The 18,865-nt window shown below is 67.1% G+C and carries 20 protein-coding genes, 1 tRNA gene and 2 pseudogenes; 7 read left to right on the forward strand and 16 right to left on the reverse strand.

All coding sequences use genetic code 11. The annotated features are described in order from the left end of the window. Nucleotides 1–167 precede the first annotated feature (167 nt). Entirely contained in the window at nt 168–656 is a 489-nt protein-coding gene (locus tag PARN5_RS0100970; protein ID WP_017997935.1) for a GNAT family N-acetyltransferase, read from the forward strand. 208 nt (nt 657–864) lie between these two features. Further along, nucleotides 865–941, forward strand: a tRNA-Arg gene (locus PARN5_RS0100975). A gap of 50 nt (nt 942–991) precedes the next feature. Here PARN5_RS0100975 and PARN5_RS24690 read toward each other — a convergent pair. Continuing rightward, a pseudogene (locus tag PARN5_RS24690) lies at nt 992–1,367 on the reverse strand (IS3 family transposase); the annotation flags it as partial. 198 nt (nt 1,368–1,565) lie between these two features. Continuing rightward, nucleotides 1,566–1,859, reverse strand: coding sequence for a hypothetical protein (locus PARN5_RS0100980; protein WP_026155080.1), 294 nt, complete (start codon nt 1,857–1,859; stop codon nt 1,566–1,568). 78 nt (nt 1,860–1,937) lie between these two features. Between PARN5_RS0100980 and PARN5_RS0100985 the strand changes: the two genes are divergently transcribed. Beyond that, nucleotides 1,938–2,261: a 2Fe-2S iron-sulfur cluster-binding protein gene (locus PARN5_RS0100985; protein ID WP_017997936.1), complete on the forward strand. Its 324-nt coding sequence runs from the start codon at nt 1,938–1,940 to the stop codon at nt 2,259–2,261. A 25-nt stretch (nt 2,262–2,286) separates the two neighbouring features. On the opposite strand, the gene PARN5_RS0100990 is transcribed toward PARN5_RS0100985, so the two are convergent. The 11 genes and pseudogenes from PARN5_RS0100990 to PARN5_RS0101035 all read right to left on the reverse strand — a co-directional run bounded on the left by PARN5_RS0100990 (nt 2,287) and on the right by PARN5_RS0101035 (nt 11,936). After that, nucleotides 2,287–2,931, reverse strand: a complete 645-nt coding sequence (locus tag PARN5_RS0100990) for a hypothetical protein (RefSeq protein ID WP_017997937.1) — start codon at nt 2,929–2,931, stop codon at nt 2,287–2,289. Between the two features lie 84 nt (nt 2,932–3,015). Further along, nucleotides 3,016–4,836 (reverse strand): translational GTPase TypA, encoded by a 1,821-nt coding sequence (gene typA / locus PARN5_RS0100995; protein ID WP_017997938.1) that lies wholly within the window; start codon nt 4,834–4,836, stop codon nt 3,016–3,018. A gap of 75 nt (nt 4,837–4,911) precedes the next feature. Beyond that, entirely contained in the window at nt 4,912–5,052 is a 141-nt protein-coding gene (locus PARN5_RS23935) for a hypothetical protein (protein ID WP_156429043.1), read from the reverse strand. 30 nt (nt 5,053–5,082) lie between these two features. After that, nucleotides 5,083–5,511 (reverse strand): TIGR01244 family sulfur transferase, encoded by a 429-nt coding sequence (locus PARN5_RS0101005; protein ID WP_017997940.1) that lies wholly within the window; start codon nt 5,509–5,511, stop codon nt 5,083–5,085. Between the two features lie 88 nt (nt 5,512–5,599). Beyond that, nucleotides 5,600–6,283, reverse strand: a complete 684-nt coding sequence (gene gph / locus PARN5_RS0101010) for a phosphoglycolate phosphatase (protein WP_017997941.1) — start codon at nt 6,281–6,283, stop codon at nt 5,600–5,602. Next, complete coding sequence (locus PARN5_RS0101015; protein WP_017997942.1) at nt 6,284–6,835, reverse strand: thioredoxin family protein; 552 nt, start codon at nt 6,833–6,835, stop codon at nt 6,284–6,286. It lies immediately after the preceding gene. Nucleotides 6,836–6,959: 124 nt separating this feature from the next. Further along, nucleotides 6,960–7,095, reverse strand: a pseudogene (locus PARN5_RS23940) (IS5/IS1182 family transposase); the annotation flags it as partial. A gap of 455 nt (nt 7,096–7,550) precedes the next feature. Continuing rightward, nucleotides 7,551–8,759 carry a beta-ketoacyl-[acyl-carrier-protein] synthase family protein gene (locus PARN5_RS0101020; RefSeq protein WP_026155081.1) on the reverse strand — a complete coding sequence of 403 codons (1,209 nt, stop codon included), beginning with the start codon at nt 8,757–8,759 and terminating at the stop codon, nt 7,551–7,553. A 137-nt stretch (nt 8,760–8,896) separates the two neighbouring features. Further along, complete coding sequence (locus tag PARN5_RS0101025) at nt 8,897–9,157, reverse strand: phosphopantetheine-binding protein (RefSeq protein WP_036744643.1); 261 nt, start codon at nt 9,155–9,157, stop codon at nt 8,897–8,899. Between the two features lie 12 nt (nt 9,158–9,169). After that, nucleotides 9,170–10,273, reverse strand: coding sequence for a UDP-3-O-(3-hydroxymyristoyl)glucosamine N-acyltransferase (locus PARN5_RS0101030; protein WP_017997945.1), 1,104 nt, complete (start codon nt 10,271–10,273; stop codon nt 9,170–9,172). Between the two features lie 28 nt (nt 10,274–10,301). Beyond that, on the reverse strand, nt 10,302–11,936 hold the full coding sequence (locus PARN5_RS0101035; protein WP_232419271.1) for a L,D-transpeptidase family protein: 1,635 nt from the start codon (nt 11,934–11,936) through the stop codon (nt 10,302–10,304). A 309-nt stretch (nt 11,937–12,245) separates the two neighbouring features. Here PARN5_RS0101035 and PARN5_RS0101040 point away from each other — a divergent pair, with 309 nt between their 5' ends. Next, a complete protein-coding gene (locus PARN5_RS0101040) occupies nt 12,246–12,806 on the forward strand; it encodes a DUF882 domain-containing protein (protein WP_026155082.1) in 561 nt (186 codons plus the stop codon). A gap of 67 nt (nt 12,807–12,873) precedes the next feature. Here the strand turns inward: PARN5_RS0101040 and PARN5_RS0101045 are convergent, their stop codons facing one another. Both PARN5_RS0101045 and PARN5_RS0101050 read right to left on the reverse strand, forming a co-directional pair. Continuing rightward, nucleotides 12,874–13,626: an SseB family protein gene (locus PARN5_RS0101045; protein WP_017997948.1), complete on the reverse strand. Its 753-nt coding sequence runs from the start codon at nt 13,624–13,626 to the stop codon at nt 12,874–12,876. Next, nucleotides 13,610–14,221, reverse strand: a complete 612-nt coding sequence (locus tag PARN5_RS0101050) for a uracil-DNA glycosylase family protein (protein ID WP_036744646.1) — start codon at nt 14,219–14,221, stop codon at nt 13,610–13,612. Before PARN5_RS0101050 ends, PARN5_RS0101045 begins: the two co-directional genes overlap by 17 nt. 183 nt (nt 14,222–14,404) lie before the next feature. Here PARN5_RS0101050 and PARN5_RS0101055 point away from each other — a divergent pair, with 183 nt between their 5' ends. From PARN5_RS0101055 to kdsA, 3 genes are read left to right on the forward strand one after another with little or no spacing between them, the layout of a single operon-like run. Continuing rightward, entirely contained in the window at nt 14,405–15,058 is a 654-nt protein-coding gene (locus tag PARN5_RS0101055) for an ATP-binding cassette domain-containing protein (protein ID WP_017997950.1), read from the forward strand. Then, nucleotides 15,042–16,784, forward strand: a complete 1,743-nt coding sequence (locus PARN5_RS0101060; RefSeq protein WP_017997951.1) for a capsule polysaccharide transporter — start codon at nt 15,042–15,044, stop codon at nt 16,782–16,784. Before PARN5_RS0101055 ends, PARN5_RS0101060 begins: the two co-directional genes overlap by 17 nt. Further along, nucleotides 16,781–17,614: a 3-deoxy-8-phosphooctulonate synthase gene (gene kdsA / locus PARN5_RS0101065; RefSeq protein WP_017997952.1), complete on the forward strand. Its 834-nt coding sequence runs from the start codon at nt 16,781–16,783 to the stop codon at nt 17,612–17,614. The genes PARN5_RS0101060 and kdsA overlap by 4 nt, the downstream gene beginning before the upstream one ends. Here the strand turns inward: kdsA and PARN5_RS0101070 are convergent, their stop codons facing one another. Continuing rightward, nucleotides 17,615–18,823 (reverse strand): NAD(P)/FAD-dependent oxidoreductase, encoded by a 1,209-nt coding sequence (locus tag PARN5_RS0101070; protein ID WP_017997953.1) that lies wholly within the window; start codon nt 18,821–18,823, stop codon nt 17,615–17,617. It lies immediately after the preceding gene. Nucleotides 18,824–18,865: the final 42 nt, after the last annotated feature.

Here is an 18,865-nt window from a genome sequence, read left to right on the forward strand (position 1 = left end):
CTTCCGGCCAAGTCCACTGACATTCCCGCAAGTTGCACCGTTTCCCCTGCGGCGTTCCGGCACGGGGCCCGGGTCCCGCCGGCGACGAAGGGCAGGGGCTGTCCGGGGGCTTCGCAATTCGCTCCGGCGCTGCTAAGCCTGATGCGGCAAGGCTTCGGAGGGCGTTCATGGCGGCGATTGACGGGGATATGGTGATCGGGCGCGAAAGCCCGCTGGCGCCGGATCTGGAGTTGCTGTTCCAGCGCCACACCGAGGACATGAATGCCGACACGCCGCCCGAGTCGATCCACATGCTGCCGCGCGCCGCGCTGGAGCGGCCCGAGATCGGCTTTTTCGTCCTGCGCGAGGCTGGTCGCCCGCTGGCCATGGGCGCGGTCAAGCGCATCGCGCCGGGCGAGGGTGAGATCAAGTCGATGCATGTCCTGTCCGAGGCGCGCGGTCGCGGCCATTCCCGCCGCATGCTGGCGGCGCTGATCGACCATGCCCGCGCGGAGGGGCTGGCCCGGCTGAGCCTGGAGACCGGCGTGCAGCCCACCTTCGTCGCGGCGCGGGGGCTTTACGCCCGGGCGGGTTTCGTCGAATGCGGGCCCTTCGGCGACTACGCCCCGGATCCGAACAGCGTCTTCATGACGCTGAACCTGTCCGGCACCGATTGAGCGGTTGCTTCAGCCGCTGCCCTTGCCATGACTGCCGCGTGCGGCGCGGTTTGTCGCCGCGCAAGGCGACACGGCCGCGTCGCTCAGCCGGATCGAGCAGGCGACTTCCAGGTCCCGGCTCTGCACCAAATATGGTCGCGAACACAATCGGTAAGGAAGGCGGCCGCAGGTTGCGAACCGTTTTCCGAACCGCTATCAGAGGAATCACGGCCCCGTAGCTCAACTGGATAGAGCAAGTGACTTCTAATCACTAGGTTGGGCGTTCGAGTCGTCCCGGGGTCGCCAAATCCTTGAAATCATTCAGGCCTGGATGCCTGGCCCTTCTGGCCTCGCTCATGCAGCTTGCGATAACCGTAGACCTTGGCGCTCTCGACCCAGGCCTTTTGCAGCAACTCGTTCTGGCACCTGTCTTCCCGTGCTCGCTTTCTCAACGGTGCTTGCAGCCAGGCATAGAACCCGCTCGGCCAGATGCGCAGGCAACGACACATCGCATCCCGGAGCGAATACGCGCTCGCCATTGTGCTCGAAGCAATGGCGCACATGGCTTGCCCTTGTCAGGATGTCACATTTCTCGACAGCACGTGCCAGTTCAGTCGCCGGATCTCGGGCATCCTTCTCCGATCACCCGCCGCCAGCTTCGCGAACTTGCGCTTCCAGGCATAGAGGGAGCGCGACGCCGCGTCGCTTCGAAACCTCCTTCGCTGGAACCCCATTCCAGGCAATTCCGACGAGTTGCCGGTCGACGGCACGGCGCTGATTTCGCGGGAACGCCAGTGTCGTGGCTGGCCCTCCAGATCCCTCGCCAGCGGACCATGCCCCATTATAAGCGCCATACGCATTCCGACGATCTCTTGCCGGGCCACGAGGCGCGCGCCCCGATGGGTGGCCATTGACTTCGTGGGAACGGGTTCAGACCAACCGGATCGCACCGGTTGCGCCGGACCTTGTGGGCCTGGAGCTTGAGTGCCGCTGCTGCCCGACGTGCATGGATGCAATCCAGCGGCACTTCACGTTGCACATGCCGTGCCAAGGCCAGACCGCAACGAGGCTGGACTCCAGGCCCGCCCGTTCGGGTTCGGGCGCATGGCCAGCAAGAGCAGTTGCGATCGCTTCGATCTGCGTAGGCACCTTGCCCTGCCAGGCGACTGCGCCGCCCGGCCCAGCCCCGTGAACCTTGGTCAGCCCGACCAGCAGGTTTCTCATCGTCGCGCTTCGGGCTGTGCGGGGCTTTTCAGGCGCCGCGCAATCGCCTATCTGCGAGGGAAGCGAAGGAAGGCACCCATGGCGAAGATCACCTATATCGAGCACAACGGCACCGCCCACGAAATCGACGTGAAACCCGGCATGACCGTCATGGAGGGCGCCCGCGACAATGGCGTGCCCGGCATCGACGCGGATTGCGGCGGCGCCTGCGCCTGTTCGACCTGCCATGTCTATGTCGCGGCGGAATGGGTCGACCGCCTGCCGCCCAAGGATCCGATGGAAGAGGACATGCTGGACTTTGCCTGGCAGCCCGATCCCGAGCGCTCGCGGCTGACCTGCCAGATCAAGGTGACGCCGGAGCTGGACGGGCTGGTGGTGAACCTGCCCGAGCGGCAGATCTGAATCCGCGGCCGCCGGGGCAGGGCGGTCAGGCGTTCTCTTTCACCTTGCGGTCGCGCGGGGCATTGGCGCGGATCATGTTGTCCATGAACTGCGAGAAGATGCTTTTCGCCAGATCCACCGTCGAACGCGTGTCATCGGCAAACCAGGGGTCGGTGGCCCGGGTCAGGAAGATCATGTTGCCGCCCTTGACGATGCAATGCAGCATCATCGTCACCACCTCGATGTCGGTGTCCTCGGCCAGAAGGCCCAGGCGCCGCGCCTCGACCAGCTTGCGGTGATAGAGGTCGCGCATCGAGCGGGTATAGCGATGCAGCGTGCTGTCGGGCTTGATCGGCCCGTTCAACCCCGTCACCAGCAACCGGAACAGGGCCGGATTTTTCTCGGCCCAGCCCAGGTAGCTGTCGGCGATGGCGTGAAGCTGGACAAAGGGATCGCTGGTCGCCGAGGCGACCGCGCCTTCGCGCAGGGCGTCGTTCAGCAGCGTCACGGCGTGATAGATCAGCCCCTCGTGCAGTTCCTCGGTCGAACTGAACAAGGCCCGGATCTCTTCCTCGGGTGTTTCGGTGATCCGGGCGAATTCCGCAAGATCAACCGGCAGGGCGCCGGTGCGGTCCAGATAATCCTGAGCCGCGAAGATCAGATTCTGATAGACGTTCCCTCGGCTTTCCATCAGCCGCTCCTGCCGGATCCTCGGGCCAGCTTAGCAGACTTCCGCCGCTGCGGAAGCCTGCAATGCGTGGGAAGCGCAAGGAATTCAGCCGTCGGCGCGGGCCTGCCGCTTGCGCTCGTGCGGATCGAGATGGCGCTTGCGCAGGCGGATGCTTTTCGGCGTGACCTCGACCAGCTCGTCGTCGTCGATATAGGCGATGGCCTCTTCCAGCGACATGCGGACCGGGGGCGTCAGCCGCACCGCCTCGTCCGTGCCCGAGGCGCGCACGTTGGTCAGCTTCTTGCCCTTCAGCGGGTTCACCTCCAGGTCGTTGTCGCGCGAATGCTCGCCGATGATCATGCCCTGATAGACCTGCTCCTGCGCGCCGATGAACATCTTGCCGCGCTCTTCCAGGTTCCACAGCGCATAGGCCACGGAAACCCCGTCCTCCATCGAGATCAGCACGCCCTGGCGCCGGCCCTGAATCGGGCCCTTGTAGGGCGCCCAGCTGTGGAAGATGCGGTTCAAGACGCCATTGCCGCGGGTGTCGGTCATGAACTCGCCCTGATAGCCGATCAGCCCGCGCGAGGGGACATGCGCGACGATGCGGGTCTTGCCGTGGCCGGCGGGCTTCATCTCGACCAGGTCGCCCTTGCGGGCGCCGGTCAGCTTGTCGATCACCGCGCCGGTGTATTCGTCATCGACATCGATGATGGCTTCCTCGATCGGCTCGTGGCGGACGCCGTCGATCTCCTGGAAGATCACGCGCGGGCGCGAGATCGACAGTTCGAAGCCTTCGCGGCGCATGTTCTCGATCAGCACGCCCATCTGCAATTCGCCGCGGCCCGAGACCACGAAGGCGTCGCCGCCGGGCGTGTCCTCGACCTTGATCGCGACATTGGTCTCGGCCTCTTTCATCAGCCGCTCGCGGATGACGCGGGACTGCACCTTGTTGCCGTCGCGGCCGGCCAGCGGGCTGTCGTTGATGCCGAAGGTGACGCTGATGGTCGGCGGGTCGATGGGCTGGGCGGGCAGGGCGGTTTCCACCTCGGGCGCGCAGAGCGTATCGGCCACGGTCGCCTTGGACATGCCGGCGATGGTGACGATGTCGCCCGCGACGGCCTCGTCGATGGGGGCCTGGGTCAGGCCGCGGAAGGCCAGCACCTTCGAGATGCGGAACTGCTCGATGCGCTCGCCGTCGCGCGACAGCGCCTTGATGGTGTCGCCCGGCTTGGCGCGGCCGGCCTCGACGCGGCCGGTCAGGATGCGGCCGATGAACGGGTCGGCGCCCAGCGTGGTCGCCAGCATCTGGAACGGCTCGTCCTGGCGCGCGACCTGTTTCGGCGGCTCGACATGGCGCAGCACCATGTCGAAAAGCGCCGACATATCCTTGCGCGGCCCCTCGAGCGTCTCGTCGGCCCAGCCGCCGATGCCCGAGGCATAGAGATGCGGAAAGTCCAGCTGTTCGTCAGTGGCGCCAAGGTTCGCGAACAGGTCGAACACCTCGTCCAGGGCCTTGTCGGGCTCGGCGGCGGGCTTGTCGACCTTGTTCAGCACCACGATGGGGCGCAGGCCAAGCGCCAGCGCCTTGGAGGTGACGAATTTGGTCTGCGGCATCGGGCCTTCGGCGGCATCGACCAGCAGGCAGACGCCATCGACCATCGACAGGATGCGCTCGACCTCGCCACCGAAATCGGCGTGGCCGGGGGTGTCGACGATATTGATGCGGGTGCCTTTCCACTCGACCGAGGTGGCCTTGGCCAGGATGGTGATGCCGCGCTCGCGCTCGATGTCGTTGCTGTCCATCGCGCGCTCGGCCACGGCCTGGTTTTCGCGGAAGCTGCCCGATTGCTTCAGCAACTGGTCGACCAGCGTGGTCTTGCCGTGGTCAACGTGAGCGATGATCGCGATATTGCGGATGTCCATGGGGCGCCTTTTTCAGAAATTGCGCCCCCGGTAACGCAGAGGGGCGCGAAAGGCCAGCGCCAATCGCAACGGCGCTCAGCGCAGGCCCAGCATGCCCAGGATGAACAGCACCACGACGACGAGGCCGACGAGATAGATGATCGAGTTCATGGCAGTTTTCCTTTGCTCCGACGGCCGCCTCGGGAAGTCCTGCGGTCCGGTCCTGCGCCAAGCCAACACCCGGGTGCGGCGTGGAGTTCCCGGCGTTCAGCCTTCGGAGGCGGCCAGCGATTCGATCAGCGGCCGCACGCCCGAGAGGTCGTAACCCGCCCGTGCCGCCGTCTGCAGCAGGTCCGCGACCGGCTCCTGGCCGGCGCGCGCCAGTGCCCAGAGCACGGTCGAGCGGTTGCCCGAACGGCAATAGGCCAGCTTCGGTCCGTTGAGCGCCAGCGCCTCGGCCTGGGTCGAGATCATCTCGGGCGTGATCTGGCCCGGGGTGAAGGGGTTGAAGACATAGGCGAGGCCCGCTGCGCCGGCCGCGGCGCTCATCGCGGCATGGTCCATGTCAGGGCCGACCTCTTCGTCCGGGCGATTGTTGATCAGCACGCGAAAGCCGGCCTCGGCCAGGGCGGGCACATCCTCGGGCAGGATCTGGGCCGAGACGGCAAGGTCGGGGGTCAGTTGGCGCAGGTCCATGCGGGATCTCCTGGGGCTTCGGTCGGGGCGGCGTGTGGCGACGGATCGTCCCGTTTCGCGCCGCTGTCAAGCGCGGCGATGGATCGTCTCAGCTCAGCGCCGAGACTTCCTCGACCAGCAGCGGCAATTGGGCGAAATCCTCGAAGCTGGCGCGATGCTGCAACTGCTCGACCGGGGTCTTGCGATAGCCGCGGGTAAACAGCAGGAAGGGCATGCCGGCGTTGCGGGCGCATTCCTCGTCGAATTCGCTGTCGCCGACATAGACCCCGCGCGGCGCATCGGGATTGGCGCCAAGCGCCTGGAAGGCCGCGCGCAGCGGCGCCGGGTCGGGCTTGCGTTGCGGCAGGGAATCGCCGCCGATCACCGCGCCGAACAGCCGAGCGATGCCGAAATGCTCCAGCACCGCTTGCGTCGGCGCCAGCGGCTTGTTGGTGCATAGCCCCAGCGGATAGCCGCGATCCGCAAGAATGCCAAGCGTTTCCAGAACGTTGGGGTAAAGCCGGGTCAGGCCGGTCGCCTCGTGATAGCGGGTCATGAACGAGGCGACCAGATCGCGATGCGCCTCGACCGGCAAGGTGGTCGCGCCGATGACGCGGCGCCACAGCAGATCCACGCCGCCGCCGATGAAGCCGCGGACCTGGTCCAGCGTCAGCGGCCGCACGCCATGCAGGCGCAGCACCGCGTTCACGCAGGCATGAATGTCGGGGGCGCTGTCGATCAGCGTGCCGTCAAGGTCGAAAACCACGGGACAGGGGGCGAAACAGACGGTCATTCAAGCCTTCCATTTGATCGAGCAGCCGATCGAGGCGATCTGGTCCCGCGGACCTTGCCCGGTTTCGGCGATCTGCGCCATAGCCTCGTAGAGCTCGCGCCGGGCGTCCGGGTCGCCCGGGCTGCGCCCCGAGGCGTCGAGCCGGCCGCGATACTGCAATTCGCCCTTGGCGTTGTAGCCGAAGAAATCCGGCGTGCATTCGGCGCCATAGGCGCGCGCGACCGCCTGGGTCTCGTCGTAGAGATAGGGAAAGCTGAAGCCGTGTTTCAGCGCCTCGGCCTTCATGTGCTCGGGCGCGTCCTGCGGGTATTCGGCAACGTCATTGGCCGAGATGGCGACGACGCCGATGCCCAGCTTCTGCAGATCGGCGGCGTCGCGCTGGATGCGATCGATGACGGCCTGCACATAGGGGCAATGGTTGCAGATGAACATGACCAGCGTGCCGCGCGGCCCGGCGATGTCGTCGAGCGCGACCATGCGGCCATCGGGGTCCGGCAGCGTGAAATCCGGCATGGCGGCGCCGAATTCACAGACGGGAGGACGGACTGCCATGAGATCTCCTTCCTGGGTGGCTGGCGAATGTTTAGCACCACGCGGTCGCCAGGTGCAAAGCCGGGATTGGCGTCGGGGTCCGAGCCCGGTGTTTTTGCCCGTGGCCTGACGGCCGAAGTCCTGTGCGCGCAGTCCTTCCGAGCAGTTTCCCGCAGTATCTTGGGTTCGTACGGATTCTGCGGTCATACCCGCTCCATCGTTCGCCAGAGGGTTCGGCCGACGCGCTTCGATATGCGCAGGATTTCATTGCGGGCGATTGCTGTCCTGACCCATGGGGTGGTTCGGCTTCAGTCTTAATGCATGATGGGCTTTCGGGCCATCTGGATGGCCGATGAGCCCCAAACTACACGGCGGGCGCCGTGTCAAAGCCATCCGATCCGCTTCTTCACGGCTGGCCAAGGCAGCGACCGCGCTGGCGCGGCGGATTCTTGGGGGGCCGCGGCAATCTGGCTGGTGACGGATCGCGGCATGATGCCGATTGACTCGCGAAGCCCAGCAAGCAAGGAACCAAGCTCCGGATCCCGAGAAGAAAATAGCAGAACGATATTACATAATCTTGGTTATCATAATATCCACCTGATCGTAAGAAGCTGTCGAGCAACCGAAATAATGGCTATTCGGCCCCTTTGTCCTTTCCACAACCAGTTGTTGTCCATCGCCGCGACTGATCCTGGAGTAAGATCAGTAATTTCAATGCACCGGCGCTCCTCTTTCCTCACGCCTTGCGCAGCGCGATCACCGCATTCAGGCCGCCAAAGGCGAATGCGTTCGAGAGTACCGCCTCGACCCGTGCCTCGCGCGCGGTGTTCGGCACCACGTCCAGCGCGCATTCCGGGTCCGGCTCCTCATAGCCGATGGTCGGCGCGATCACGCCGTCGCGCAAAGCCATGATGCAGGCCAGCAATTCGACCGCGCCAGTGCCGCCGATCAGGTGGCCATGCATCGACTTGGTGGATGAGATCATCAGCCGGTCGGCGTGATGGCCGAAGGCATGGGCCACGGCGGCGCATTCGGTCTTGTCATTGGCCGCCGTGCCGGTGCCATGGGCGTTGATATAGCCCACTTCCTCGGGGCGCATATGCGCGTCCAGCATGGCATTGGTGATGGTGCGCTCGGCGCCGATGGCCGAGGGCATGACGATGTCCTGCGCGTCCGCCGACATGGAAAAGCCCACCACTTCGGCCAGGATGTCGGCGCCGCGCGCCACCGCGTGCTCCCAGTCCTCGAAGACGAAGACCCCTGCCCCCTCGCCCTGCACCATGCCGTTGCGGGTGGCCGAGAACGGGCGGCAGGCGTCCTTGGACATGACCCGTAACCCCTCCCAGGCCTTGACGCCGCCAAAGCACAGCATCGCCTCGGAACCGCCGGTCAGCATCACGGTCGCCGCGCCCGAACGCACCATGTTGAAGGCCATGCCCATGGCGTGGTTGGAACTGGCGCAGGCCGTCGCCACGGTGAAGCTGGGGCCCAGCAGCCCGTATTCCAGCGAGACATGCGAACAGGCCGCGTTGTTCATCAGCTTGGGCACGACGAAGGGATGGACGCGGTTCTTGCCCTCTTCATAGACGGTGCGGTAGTTTTCGTCCCAGGTGTTCATGCCGCCGGCGGCGGTGCCCAGCACCACGCCCGAGCGCAAGCCCAGCTCGCCCTCGAAGATCAGGCCCGACTGCTCGACCGCCTCGCGTGCGGCCAGCAGCGTGAACTGGGTGAACTTGTCATAGAGGACGATCTGCTGGCGGTTGAAATAGGTCTCCGCCTCCCAGTCGCGGACCTGGCCGCCGATGCGGATCGCCAGCCGCTCGACATCGCGGAATTCCAGCGGGCCGATGCCGCAGCGCCCCTCGCGCATGGCCTCGAAGGTCGCGGGCACGTCGCGCCCCAGCGCGTTGACCGTGCCCATGCCGGTGATCGCCACCCGGCGCATCCCGTTGGCGTGACGCCCCATGATGACGCGGCCCAGCATGGTGCGCGCGGCCTTGGTCGCGCTTTTCACCTTGCCCTTGACCTTGGCGGTCTTGCGTTCGGCCTTTGGCGGCTTCTCGCCCTTCAGCTTCTTGGCGCTCATGCCTTTTCAGCGACCAGCTTTTCCACCGCCGAGACGATGGCGCCCAGGCTGGAGATGTCGAACTCGGACTTTTCCGGCTCGTTGGCGTTGAAGGGCACCGAAATGTCGAAGGCTTCCTCGATGGCGAAGATCGACTCGACCAGGCCCAGGCTGTCGATGCCGATGTCCTGCGGCGTCATGTCGAGCTTCAGCTCCGATGGGTCCAGCATCGCCTGTTCGGCGACGATGCGGATGATGCGGTCGCGGACTTCTGTCATATCGGTCTCCATTCAGGCCTTGTCGGCGCCGGGGCGCTTGTCCAACAAGTTCTTAACAGTTTCACGAAGCTCTGCCACCTGCGCGTAAAGCCGCGGCAGGCGGCGGATGTTCTTCTGCGCCTCGACATGGGTTTCCATCTTGACCGCCGGGCTGCCCAGCAGCACCCGGCCGGCGGGCGCGTTGGTGAAGATCTTGGTGGCGCCGCCGGCGATCACGTCGTCGCCGACGAAGATATTGTCCGAGACGCCGACCTGCCCGCCCAGCACCACCCGGTTGCCGATCCGGGCCGAGCCGGCGACGCCGACCAGCCCGCAAAGCAGGCTGTCCTCGCCCACGACGCAATTGTGGCCGATCTGCACGAGGTTGTCGATCTTGGTGCCCCGGCCGATGCGGGTGGCGCGGATGGTGCCGCGGTCGATGGTCGAATTGGCGCCGACCTCGACATCGTCGCCGATCTCGACGCCGCCCAGCGAATGGATGCGGGTCCAGTGCTGCTGGCGGATCTCGGCGCGCTCGCCCAGGGTATGGCGGATTTCCTCGACGCCGGATTTCTCGGGCGTGACGAAGGAGAAGCCGTCGCCGCCGATCGAAACGCCGGGGTTCAGGATCACCCGGTCGCCGATGGTCACGCCATGGGCGATGCGCACGCCCGGATGGAGCAACGCATCGCGCCCGATCACCGTATCCGGCCCGATCGAGACATGGGCGGCGATCCGCGCCCCTGCCCCGATGCGCACGCGCGCGCCGATCACCACGAAGGGGCCGATGGCGGCGCCCTCGGTGATCTCGGCGCCGGGGTCGATCACGGCGGTCGGATGGATGCCCGGGGCGATGCCCGGGCCGGGATCGAAGGCGCGCGTCAGCCCCGCCATGGCCAGGCGCGGCCGGGCGACCAGGATCGCGGCCTTCAGCCCCAGGGCCTCGGGGTCGCTGCCGTCGGCGAGCAGCGCCATGCCGCCCGGCGCCAATTTCTCGGCATAGGCGGGCGTGGTCGCCAGGGCGATCTGGCCGGGACCCGCCTGCCCCGCCTCGGCGGCACCGGTGACGGTCAGGCTGCCGTCGCCCCACAGGCGGGCGTCGAGGGCTCGGGCCAGGTCGGCGATGGTGACGGTCATGCGGGCTCCCCTGTCGTTGGGGCAGTATCTATTCACCCGCCGCGGCAGAATCCAGCCCGGCCTTGACCAGTGCTGCATGGACCAGCGCGTCGCGACCGTAGATGTCGGGGAAACGCCGGATCTGCCCGGCCTCGTCCGGGAAGGCGGTGAAATAGACCAGATGCACCGGCACCGGCGGGCGCAGGTTCAGATAGGTCTCTCGCCCCGAGGCCAGCGCCTTGGAAAACACCGCGTCGGGGTCCGCGACCTGCGGCCGCAAGAGTTCATGCGCCAGGTCGACCGGCCGGCCGATGCGGATGCAGCCATGCGAATAGGCCCGGCTCGACTGGTTGAACAGGTGCTTGGTCGGGGTGTCGTGCAGATAGATGTTCCAGGGGTTCGGGAACATGAACTTGACCTGCCCCAAGGCATTGTCGTCGCTGGGCTTCTGGCGCATGCGATAGGGGAAGGTCCTGGCCGAATACTTGCGGAAGTCGATGCGGTCGCGCGCGATCACGTTGCCGGCGCCGTCGACCACGTCGAGGTGGCTGACCGCGTTGCGATTGGCCTGCAGCCGCGGCAGGTATTCCTTGACGGTGATCGAGCGCGGCACGTTCCAGCGCGGATTGACCACCAGGTATTTCATCGTCTCGCTGAACTCGGGCGTCTCGAATTCCTGGTTGGCCTTGCCGATGACGGTGCGGGTCTCGAAGATTTCCTGGCCGCCGTCAAAGATGCGGGCGTTGAACTCGGGCAGGTTGACCCAGACATGGCGGGCGTTCAGGTCGTGGCCGTTCATCCAGCGCATGCGCTCCAGCGCCACCAGGATGGCGTCGGCCTCGGGGCCGGTGCCGCGGTTCAGCCGCGCCACGGTGCGCGGCCCGGCAACGCCGTCGGCCGGCAGCCCCACCGCCTGCTGGAAACCGGCGACCGCCTCGGCCAGGGGCGCATCGAAGGTCACCGGGCTCGCGGTCGGCGCAGCGGCAAAGCCGATGGCGGCCAGCCGCAGCCGCAGCGCGGCGACGGCCGGATCGCTGGTGCCTTCGCGCCACAGCCCCTCGGGCACCGCCGGCATGCCCTGCGGCACGACGAAACGCGCCTGTTTCGCCAGCGCCTCGCGCAGCGCCTGATAGCGGGCATCCTGCGAAGGCAGTCCGGCCAGCACCGAGACCGGGTCGGTCGAGCCGGCAAAGGCCCGCAGCAGGTCGCCCGTGCGCGGCCGCGCCACCTCGCGCCGGATGCCGGATTCGACCTTGCGCGGATCCAGGATGCCGCCGGTGATGTCGTGGCTCCAGTCGGCGAAGACCCGGGCGAATTCCAGTTCCTCGTCGATGGAATCCGGATCGGCGCCGTCCAGCCGACGCAAGGCCGCCTGACGATAGCGCGCGGCAGGCAGGCCATGCGATTCCGCCTGCCCCACCGCGTCGATCAGCGCCGCGCGCCGGGCGGCGCCCCCCTGCCCCAGGAAGATCGGCTTCAACCCGTTGGTGCCATAGAAATCCGCCAGCGCCGGAAAGCGCGCAACCTGCCGCGCCAGCTGCATTTCCTGTTCGGAAAACGCCAGCCGCGGGGCCGGAAGGGCGGCTACCGGCGCCGCTTCCAGCGCCTGCGCCAGCATCGGGCGCGGCACGACGGCCAGCAGCCCGACAACAACCATGGCGCGAATCAATCTTGCGGTAGACACCTTTTGCATTTCCTTTTCCGGTGGCGGAAATCTTCGCATCGGCGCGATTTGCGGTCCAGCGCCGGCAGATTTTTCTTGCATCAGTGATGCGGCCCGAGCACGCCCCCGCAAAATTCTGCTGCCGGGTTCCGAATCGGTTAGACGATCGGCGGAAACCCGCCGAGAATGGCGGAACTTCGCCGCGCCCGGAATCAAATGCTTCCCTCCGCTCGCGCGGCGGTGACATATTCTTAATCAGTTCCGGCTAAACCGGGACGGGTCGCTCCACCATGGGCGGCGACACAAACGAAGCAGGACAGGCGATCTGACATGACGTTTGAAACCATCTCGCGGCGGGGCATTCTTGGTGCCTTCGCAGCGACGACAGTGGCAGCCGCGCCGGTTATGGCCAATGCCTTCGGGCTGCTGCGGGGCGCCGGCGACATCCGCCGCATCCGCATGTATTCCGGGCGCACGGGGGAAAGCATCGATACCGTCTATTGGGTCGATGGCAAATATATCCGTGACGCCCTGAATGAAATCAACGTGTTCATGCGCGACTGGCGCACGGGCCAGGTGATCGGGATCGACCCGCGCACCGTCGACATCGCCGCAGCCTCGCACCGGCTGCTGCAAACCAACGAACCCTACATGATGCTGTCGGGCTATCGCTCGCCCAAGACCAACGCCATGCTGCGTTCGCGGTCCTCGGGCGTGGCGCGCAACTCGCTGCACATGGTGGGCAAGGCTGCCGACCTGCGCCTGAAATCGCGCTCGGTCTCGCAGATGTACAAGGCCGCTTCCGCCTGCCAGGCGGGGGGCGTCGGCAAATATTCGCGCTCGAACTTCGTCCATATGGACTGCGGCCCGGTCCGCCATTGGGGCGCCTGACTCGCGAGAGATCACAATCCGATGATCACGCAAAGACCCGCCCCTTGGGGCGGGTTTTCGTTTGCGCCTAGCGCAGCCGCGGCGGCGCCTTGGGATCGCGGCGCACCGGCTCGGGCGCGGGTTCCGGCGGCGGCGGCGAGAGGACCAGCGCGCCTGCGGGCGGCGCGCCGGCCGCGAAGCCGATGTCGACGCCCCCCGGCAGTTCGGGCAGAAAGGCCAGCAGTTCGGCCAGCGCCTTGGCGACGGCGGGCTGATGTTCGGCCGCGACGCCTTGAGGCATCAGCAGATGGCTGAGGCGCCCGTCCGGCCATTCCGCCAGCACCAGCGCCAGGCGTTCCACCACCCCGCGCATGTCCGCCAGCCGCTGCGCCAGCGGCGCGGCCAGCGTTGCCGCCACCGCGGGCAGCGGCGCGCCAAGCCGGCGCGCGGCCTCGTCGGGCGCCATGCTGGGCCGCGCCTCGAGCGCCTCGACCAGCCAGGCCAGCATCGGCGCATCCAGCATCAGCTGCGAGGCATGGCCGGGGTTGACCAGCAGCCCCTGCCCCTCGGATGCCAGCGCCTGCGCCAGCACCCGGCCCGGCAGGCCGACATAGGCGACCGGCCCGCCGATGAAGCCGGCCAGCCGCTCCTCGCGGTCGCAGGCCAGCGCGAAGCGACCCTCGGGCAGGTCGAACATGCGCAGCTCGGCCGCGTCCGCGACGGGCTCCGCCACCAGCGCGGCGAAAAGCTCGCTATCGGCCAGGCGCGACAGGATCAGGGCGCGGGCCGGGGCCTCGGCCTCGTGAAAGGGGATCTGGCAAAGCTCATCCAGCGGGGTCATCGGGCTCTCTCAGCAAATCGGCGACGGCGGCGCGCAGCTCGGGCAGAAGCTCGGCCTGAAACCAGGGATTGCGCCGCAGCCAGGCGGTATTGCGCCAGGACGGATGAGGCAAGGGAAAGATGCGCGGCGCATGATCGCGCCAGCCCGCCACCGTGGAAGTGACGCCGGCCTTCGCGCCCAGGTGCCAGCGCTGCGCATGGCCGCCGACCAGCAGCGTCAGCCGGGGCCGCAACCGCGCCATCACCTTGTCGCGCCAGGTCAGCGCGCAAAGCGGCGGCGGCGGCAGATCCGAGCCCTTGGCGTCATAGCCCGGGAAGCAGAAGGCCATCGGCACGATGGCGACGCGGCGCCGGTCATAGAATTCCTCGGACGAGACCGCCATCCACTCGCGCAGCCGGTCGCCCGAGCGGTCGGCAAAGGGCCGCCCCGCCTCATGCACGCGCAGGCCCGGCGCCTGGCCCACGATCAGGATGCGCGCGCCGGGCCGGAACCAGACCACCGGCCGGGGCGCGTGGCGGGTCGCGGTCGCGGCGAAGCGCGGCGCGCAAAGCCGGCAGGCCGAGATCTCGCGCACAAGCTGGGAGGAGCGGGTCATCCCCGGCAGATATGCGCGCAATGCCCGGTAAAAAAGAGTTGGGCCTTCACGATATTTCAAGCATTGATCGGCCAAGGTGGACAGCGCAGGCCCCTGCGCATAATGTCCGCGAAATCCGCCGGGCAGGACGCGCGGCGGGTTCAACATGGCGGCCGCAGCAAAAGCGCGGCTCGGGACGGGCTGATGATCGAATTCGACGATGTCTCCAAGTCGTTCTGGACCGGGACGCAGCGCAAGGTGATCCTCGAACGGGCCTCGTTCCGCATCGAGATGGGGCGCTCGATGGGCATCCTGGCGCCGAACGGCACCGGCAAGACCACGATCATCAACATGATGTGCGGGCTGGAAAAGCCCGACGAGGGCACGATCCGCACCGATTGCCGGGTCTCGTTTCCGCTGGGCTTCATGGGCGGCATCACCGGCACCATGAGCGCGAACGAAAACGCCCGCTTCATCGCCCGCATCTATGGGCTCGACCCGGATTATGTCGAGGCGTTCTGCCGCTGGCTGACCGACATCGACGAATATTTCGACATGCCCGTCGGCACCTACAGCGCCGGCATGCGCTCGCGCTTCACCTTCTCGCTGATGCTGGCGCTGGAATTCGACGTCTACCTGATCGACGAGGGCATGCCGACCACCACCGATGCGGAATTCAACCGCAAGGCCGGCTCGGTCCTGTATGACCGGCTGAAATCGGCGACGGTTGTGGTGGTCTCGCACCAGGCGCAGACGATCGAGAAATTCTGCAGCTCCGCCGCGGTGCTGCGCAACGGCAAGCTTTATCAGTTCGAAACCCTCGAAGAGGCCAAGCAATATTATGACTACACCGCCTAAGGCCCGCGCCTATCGCATCACCCGCGAGGAATCGGTCCTGGCGGTCAGTCGCGGCTCGAACGCGGTCGAGACGGCGCGCAAGGTGCAGATCTCGGTGCAGAAGCGCGACCCGGCGCAGCGCCCGCAGACCGCGCCGGAGGAACTGTTCGCGGCAGCGGCCGGCGACGACGGCTTCGGCGACATGCGCTTTCCCGGCGCGGCGCCACGCGCCCCCGCCGCATCCGCGCCGACCGCGATGGCCGAGCGCATTGCCGCCGTCCGGGCCGAGAACCTGACCGATCGCCAGCTGCGCATGGCCCGCCGCATCGCCGCCATGCATGAGATCGACGTCGAATCGGACCACGAGGCGGTGGTGATGCTGCGCGATCGCGGCATCGATCCGTTCCACCGCGCCGCCGTCGGCAAGATCCTGTCCGAAGAAGGCGCGCGCGCCCAGGCCCAGGCCGAGCCTGCCCCGAGCACCATGCCGGTGCCGACCCGCAAGAACAGCCCCGCCCGCCGTGGCCGCGGTAGCGAGATCGTGCCGCTGCCACCCGGCCAGACCAACCTGCCCTCGCGCGAGGCGCTGACCGAGGATCGCCGCGCCGCCGAGATCATCCGCATCCAGCAGGACATCGCCCGCCGCCGTCGCCGCAAGCTGATGATGCTGGCGGCGCGGCTGATCGCGCTGGTGGGCCTGCCGACCGTGATCGCGGCCTGGTATTACTTCACGGTCGCGACGCCGCTTTACGCCACCATCTCGCAGTTCCAGATCCAGCAGGCCGAGAAATCCAGTTCGGGCAGCCTGGGCGGGCTGTTCAGCGGCACGCAGCTGGCGACCAATACCGACTCGGTGTCGGTGCAAAGCTACCTGACCTCGCGCGATGCCATGCTGCGGCTCGACAAGGATCTGGGCTTCAAGCAGGCGTTCCAGAACCCCGCCATCGATCCGGTGCTGCGCCTCGCGCCCGATGCGACCAACGAACAGGCCTACAAGCTTTACCAGAATTCGGTGAAGATCGGCTATGACCCGACCGAGGGCGTGGTCAACATGGAGGTGATCGCACCGGACCCGAAGCTCAGCCAGGAATTCTCGCTGGCGCTGATCAAATATGCCGAGGGCCAGGTCGACCAGATGACCGCGCGCCTGCGCGAGGACCAGATGAAGGGCTCGGTCGAAAGCTACCAGGACGCCGAGGAGAAGGTGCTGCAAGCCCAGCGGCGGGTGCAGGAGTTGCAGCAGAAGCTGGGCGTGCTCGACCCGGTGGCCGAGGGCTCGGTCATCATGGGCCATATTGCCGAGCTCGAGCGCCAGCTGGCCGAGAAGAAGCTGGAACTGGGTCAGCTGCAATCCAACGCCCGCCCGAACCAGAGCCGCGTCGCCGGCGTGCAGGGCGACATCAGTCGGCTTGAGCAGATGCTGGCCGATACCCGCGGCCAACTGACCGAAGACAGCAACGCGCGCGGCTCGCTGGCCTCGATCTCGGGCGAGATTCGCATCGCCGAATCCGATCTGATGACCCGGCAGGAGCTTTTGGCCGCCGCCGCCGCGCAGATGGAAAATGCGCGGATCGAGGCCAACAAGCAGGTGCGCTATCTCTCGCTCTCGGTCGCGCCCGTCCCCCCGGACGAGGCGACCTATCCCAAGGCTTTCCAGAACACGATCGTCGCCTTCCTGATCTTCTCGGGCATCTACCTGATGCTCTCGCTGACGGCCTCGATCCTGCGCGAACAGGTGTCCTCATGAACCATGTCCAGATCGGCAACGTGACCTTCGGCAATGACCTGCCGCTGGCGGTGATCGCCGGCCCCTGCCAGCTGGAAACGCTGGACCACGCCCTGATGATCGCCGAGACCATGGCCGGGGCCTGTCGCCGCGCCGGTGCGGGCTTCGTGTTCAAGGCCAGCTACGACAAGGCCAACCGCACTTCGCTGAAGGGCCGGCGCGGCATCGGCATCGAAGAAGGCTTGCGCATGCTGGAAGAGGTGCGCGCCCGCATCGGTTGCCCGGTGCTGACCGATGTCCATGACAGCGCGCAGGCCCGCACGGCCGGCGCCGTGGTCGACGTGATCCAGATCCCGGCCTTCCTGTCGCGCCAGACCGACCTTCTGCTGGCGGCGGGCGAGACCGGCGCGGTGGTCAATATCAAGAAGGGCCAGTTCCTGGCGCCCTGGGACATGCCCAACGTCGCCGACAAGGTCGCCTCGACCGGCAACCGGCGCATCATGCTGACCGAACGCGGCGTCAGCTTCGGCTACAATACCCTGGTCGCGGACATGCGCAGCCTGCCGATCATGGCGCGCACCGGCTGGCCGGTCATCATGGACGCCACGCATTCCGTGCAGCAGCCCGGCGGCCAGGGCGGCTCCTCGGGCGGGCAGCGCGAATTCGCGCCGGTGATGGCACGGGCCGCGGTTTCGCTGGGCGTCGCCGGCGTCTTCATCGAGACGCATCAGGATCCCGACAACGCACCCTCGGACGGCCCGAACATGATCCAGCTGGACCGAATGCCGGACCTGGTCGCCTCTTTGATGCGCTTCGACGCGCTGGCGAAATCCGATCCGGTGATGGGCTGATCAGCCGGCGGCGATGGCCTTGGCCGCAGCATGGGCCGATGCCCAGGCCCATTGAAAGTTGTAGCCGCCAAGCCAGCCGGTCACGTCCACGACCTCGCCGATGAAATAGAGGCCGGGCACGGCCTTGACCTGCATGCTGCGCGAATCCAGCCCGCGCGTGTCGACGCCGCCGACCGTGACCTCGGCCGTGCGCCAGCCTTCCGAGCCGACGGGGCGCAACTGCCAGCGATTGGCCCGGTTTGCGAGGCGATCCAGCGCCGCGTTGCCCTGGTCGGCCAGCCGCGCGCCAGCCAGGCCGAACTCGGCGCAGATCGCTTCGGCCAGGCGCGCCGGCAGCCAACGCGCCAAAGCCGTGCCAGGCGCGACCCGCCCGCCCTGCCCGCGCAACTCCCGCAGCGCCGACGACAGGTCGACCTCGGGCGCCAGATCGACCACGATCGGCTCGCCCGGCCGCCAGAAGCTCGAGATCTGCAGGATGGCCGGTCCCGACAACCCGCGATGGGTAAAGAGCAGCCCGTCGCGAAACCGCGTCCGGCCGCGCCCGCTGCCATGCGCGACCTCGGCGTCCAGCGACAGCCCGGCCAGCGGCCGGCACAGGTCCAGATCCTGCGCGGCAAAGGTCAGCGGCACCAACCCGGCCCGAGGCTCGACCAGTTCAAGCCCGAAGCGCGTGGCGATGTCGTAGCCGATACCGGTCGCCCCCATCTTCGGGATCGACTTGCCGCCGCTGGCCACCACCAGCCGCCGCGTCCTGAGCGCGCCCTGCGGCCCGCGCAGCACGAAACCTTCCGGCTCGGGGTCGACCGCATCGATTCTCGTCTCCAGCCGCAACTCGCAGCCGCGGATGCGATGCAGCAGCAAGTCGACGATCTGCCGCGCGCTGCCGTCGCAGAAAAGCTGTCCCAGCGTCTTCTCGTGCCAGGCGATGCCGGCCCGATCCACCAGATCGACGAAATCCCGCGCGGTGAAGCCGGCCAGCGCCGAGGCGCAGAAGCGCGGATTGCGCGACAGAAAGCGGTCAGGCGCGCTTGCCAGGTTGGTGAAATTGCAGCGCCCGCCGCCCGAGATGCGGATCTTTTCGCCCGGTGCCCTGGCATGATCCAGCACGGCGATGCGTCCCGCGCCGCCCGGCGCCTCGGCAAGAATCGAGCCGGCGCAGAAGAGCCCTGCCGCGCCGGCACCCAGAATGACGGTATCGAACTGTTCCATGGCGGGCGCTTACCGGCCTGAACTTTCGTCCACAAGAAAATT

The organism is Paracoccus sp. N5 (genome assembly GCF_000371965.1).
Lineage (GTDB): Bacteria > Pseudomonadota > Alphaproteobacteria > Rhodobacterales > Rhodobacteraceae > Paracoccus.

What these genes read in the sequence shown, in the direction of transcription:
- PARN5_RS0100970 (WP_017997935.1), top strand. Translation starts at nt 168, where the DNA reads ATGGCGGCGATTGACGGGGATATGGTGATCGGGCGCGAAAGCCCGCTG.
- PARN5_RS0100980 (WP_026155080.1), bottom strand. Translation starts at nt 1,859, where the DNA reads ATGAGAAACCTGCTGGTCGGGCTGACCAAGGTTCACGGGGCTGGGCCG.
- PARN5_RS0100985 (WP_017997936.1), top strand. Translation starts at nt 1,938, where the DNA reads ATGGCGAAGATCACCTATATCGAGCACAACGGCACCGCCCACGAAATC.
- PARN5_RS0100990 (WP_017997937.1), bottom strand. Translation starts at nt 2,931, where the DNA reads ATGGAAAGCCGAGGGAACGTCTATCAGAATCTGATCTTCGCGGCTCAG.
- typA (WP_017997938.1), bottom strand. Translation starts at nt 4,836, where the DNA reads ATGGACATCCGCAATATCGCGATCATCGCTCACGTTGACCACGGCAAG.
- PARN5_RS0101005 (WP_017997940.1), bottom strand. Translation starts at nt 5,511, where the DNA reads ATGGACCTGCGCCAACTGACCCCCGACCTTGCCGTCTCGGCCCAGATC.
- gph (WP_017997941.1), bottom strand. Translation starts at nt 6,283, where the DNA reads ATGACCGTCTGTTTCGCCCCCTGTCCCGTGGTTTTCGACCTTGACGGC.
- PARN5_RS0101015 (WP_017997942.1), bottom strand. Translation starts at nt 6,835, where the DNA reads ATGGCAGTCCGTCCTCCCGTCTGTGAATTCGGCGCCGCCATGCCGGAT.
- PARN5_RS0101020 (WP_026155081.1), bottom strand. Translation starts at nt 8,759, where the DNA reads ATGCGCCGGGTGGCGATCACCGGCATGGGCACGGTCAACGCGCTGGGG.
- PARN5_RS0101025 (WP_036744643.1), bottom strand. Translation starts at nt 9,157, where the DNA reads ATGACAGAAGTCCGCGACCGCATCATCCGCATCGTCGCCGAACAGGCG.
- PARN5_RS0101030 (WP_017997945.1), bottom strand. Translation starts at nt 10,273, where the DNA reads ATGACCGTCACCATCGCCGACCTGGCCCGAGCCCTCGACGCCCGCCTG.
- PARN5_RS0101040 (WP_026155082.1), top strand. Translation starts at nt 12,246, where the DNA reads ATGACGTTTGAAACCATCTCGCGGCGGGGCATTCTTGGTGCCTTCGCA.
- PARN5_RS0101045 (WP_017997948.1), bottom strand. Translation starts at nt 13,626, where the DNA reads ATGACCCCGCTGGATGAGCTTTGCCAGATCCCCTTTCACGAGGCCGAG.
- PARN5_RS0101050 (WP_036744646.1), bottom strand. Translation starts at nt 14,221, where the DNA reads ATGACCCGCTCCTCCCAGCTTGTGCGCGAGATCTCGGCCTGCCGGCTT.
- PARN5_RS0101055 (WP_017997950.1), top strand. Translation starts at nt 14,405, where the DNA reads ATGATCGAATTCGACGATGTCTCCAAGTCGTTCTGGACCGGGACGCAG.
- PARN5_RS0101060 (WP_017997951.1), top strand. Translation starts at nt 15,042, where the DNA reads ATGACTACACCGCCTAAGGCCCGCGCCTATCGCATCACCCGCGAGGAA.
- kdsA (WP_017997952.1), top strand. Translation starts at nt 16,781, where the DNA reads ATGAACCATGTCCAGATCGGCAACGTGACCTTCGGCAATGACCTGCCG.
- PARN5_RS0101070 (WP_017997953.1), bottom strand. Translation starts at nt 18,823, where the DNA reads ATGGAACAGTTCGATACCGTCATTCTGGGTGCCGGCGCGGCAGGGCTC.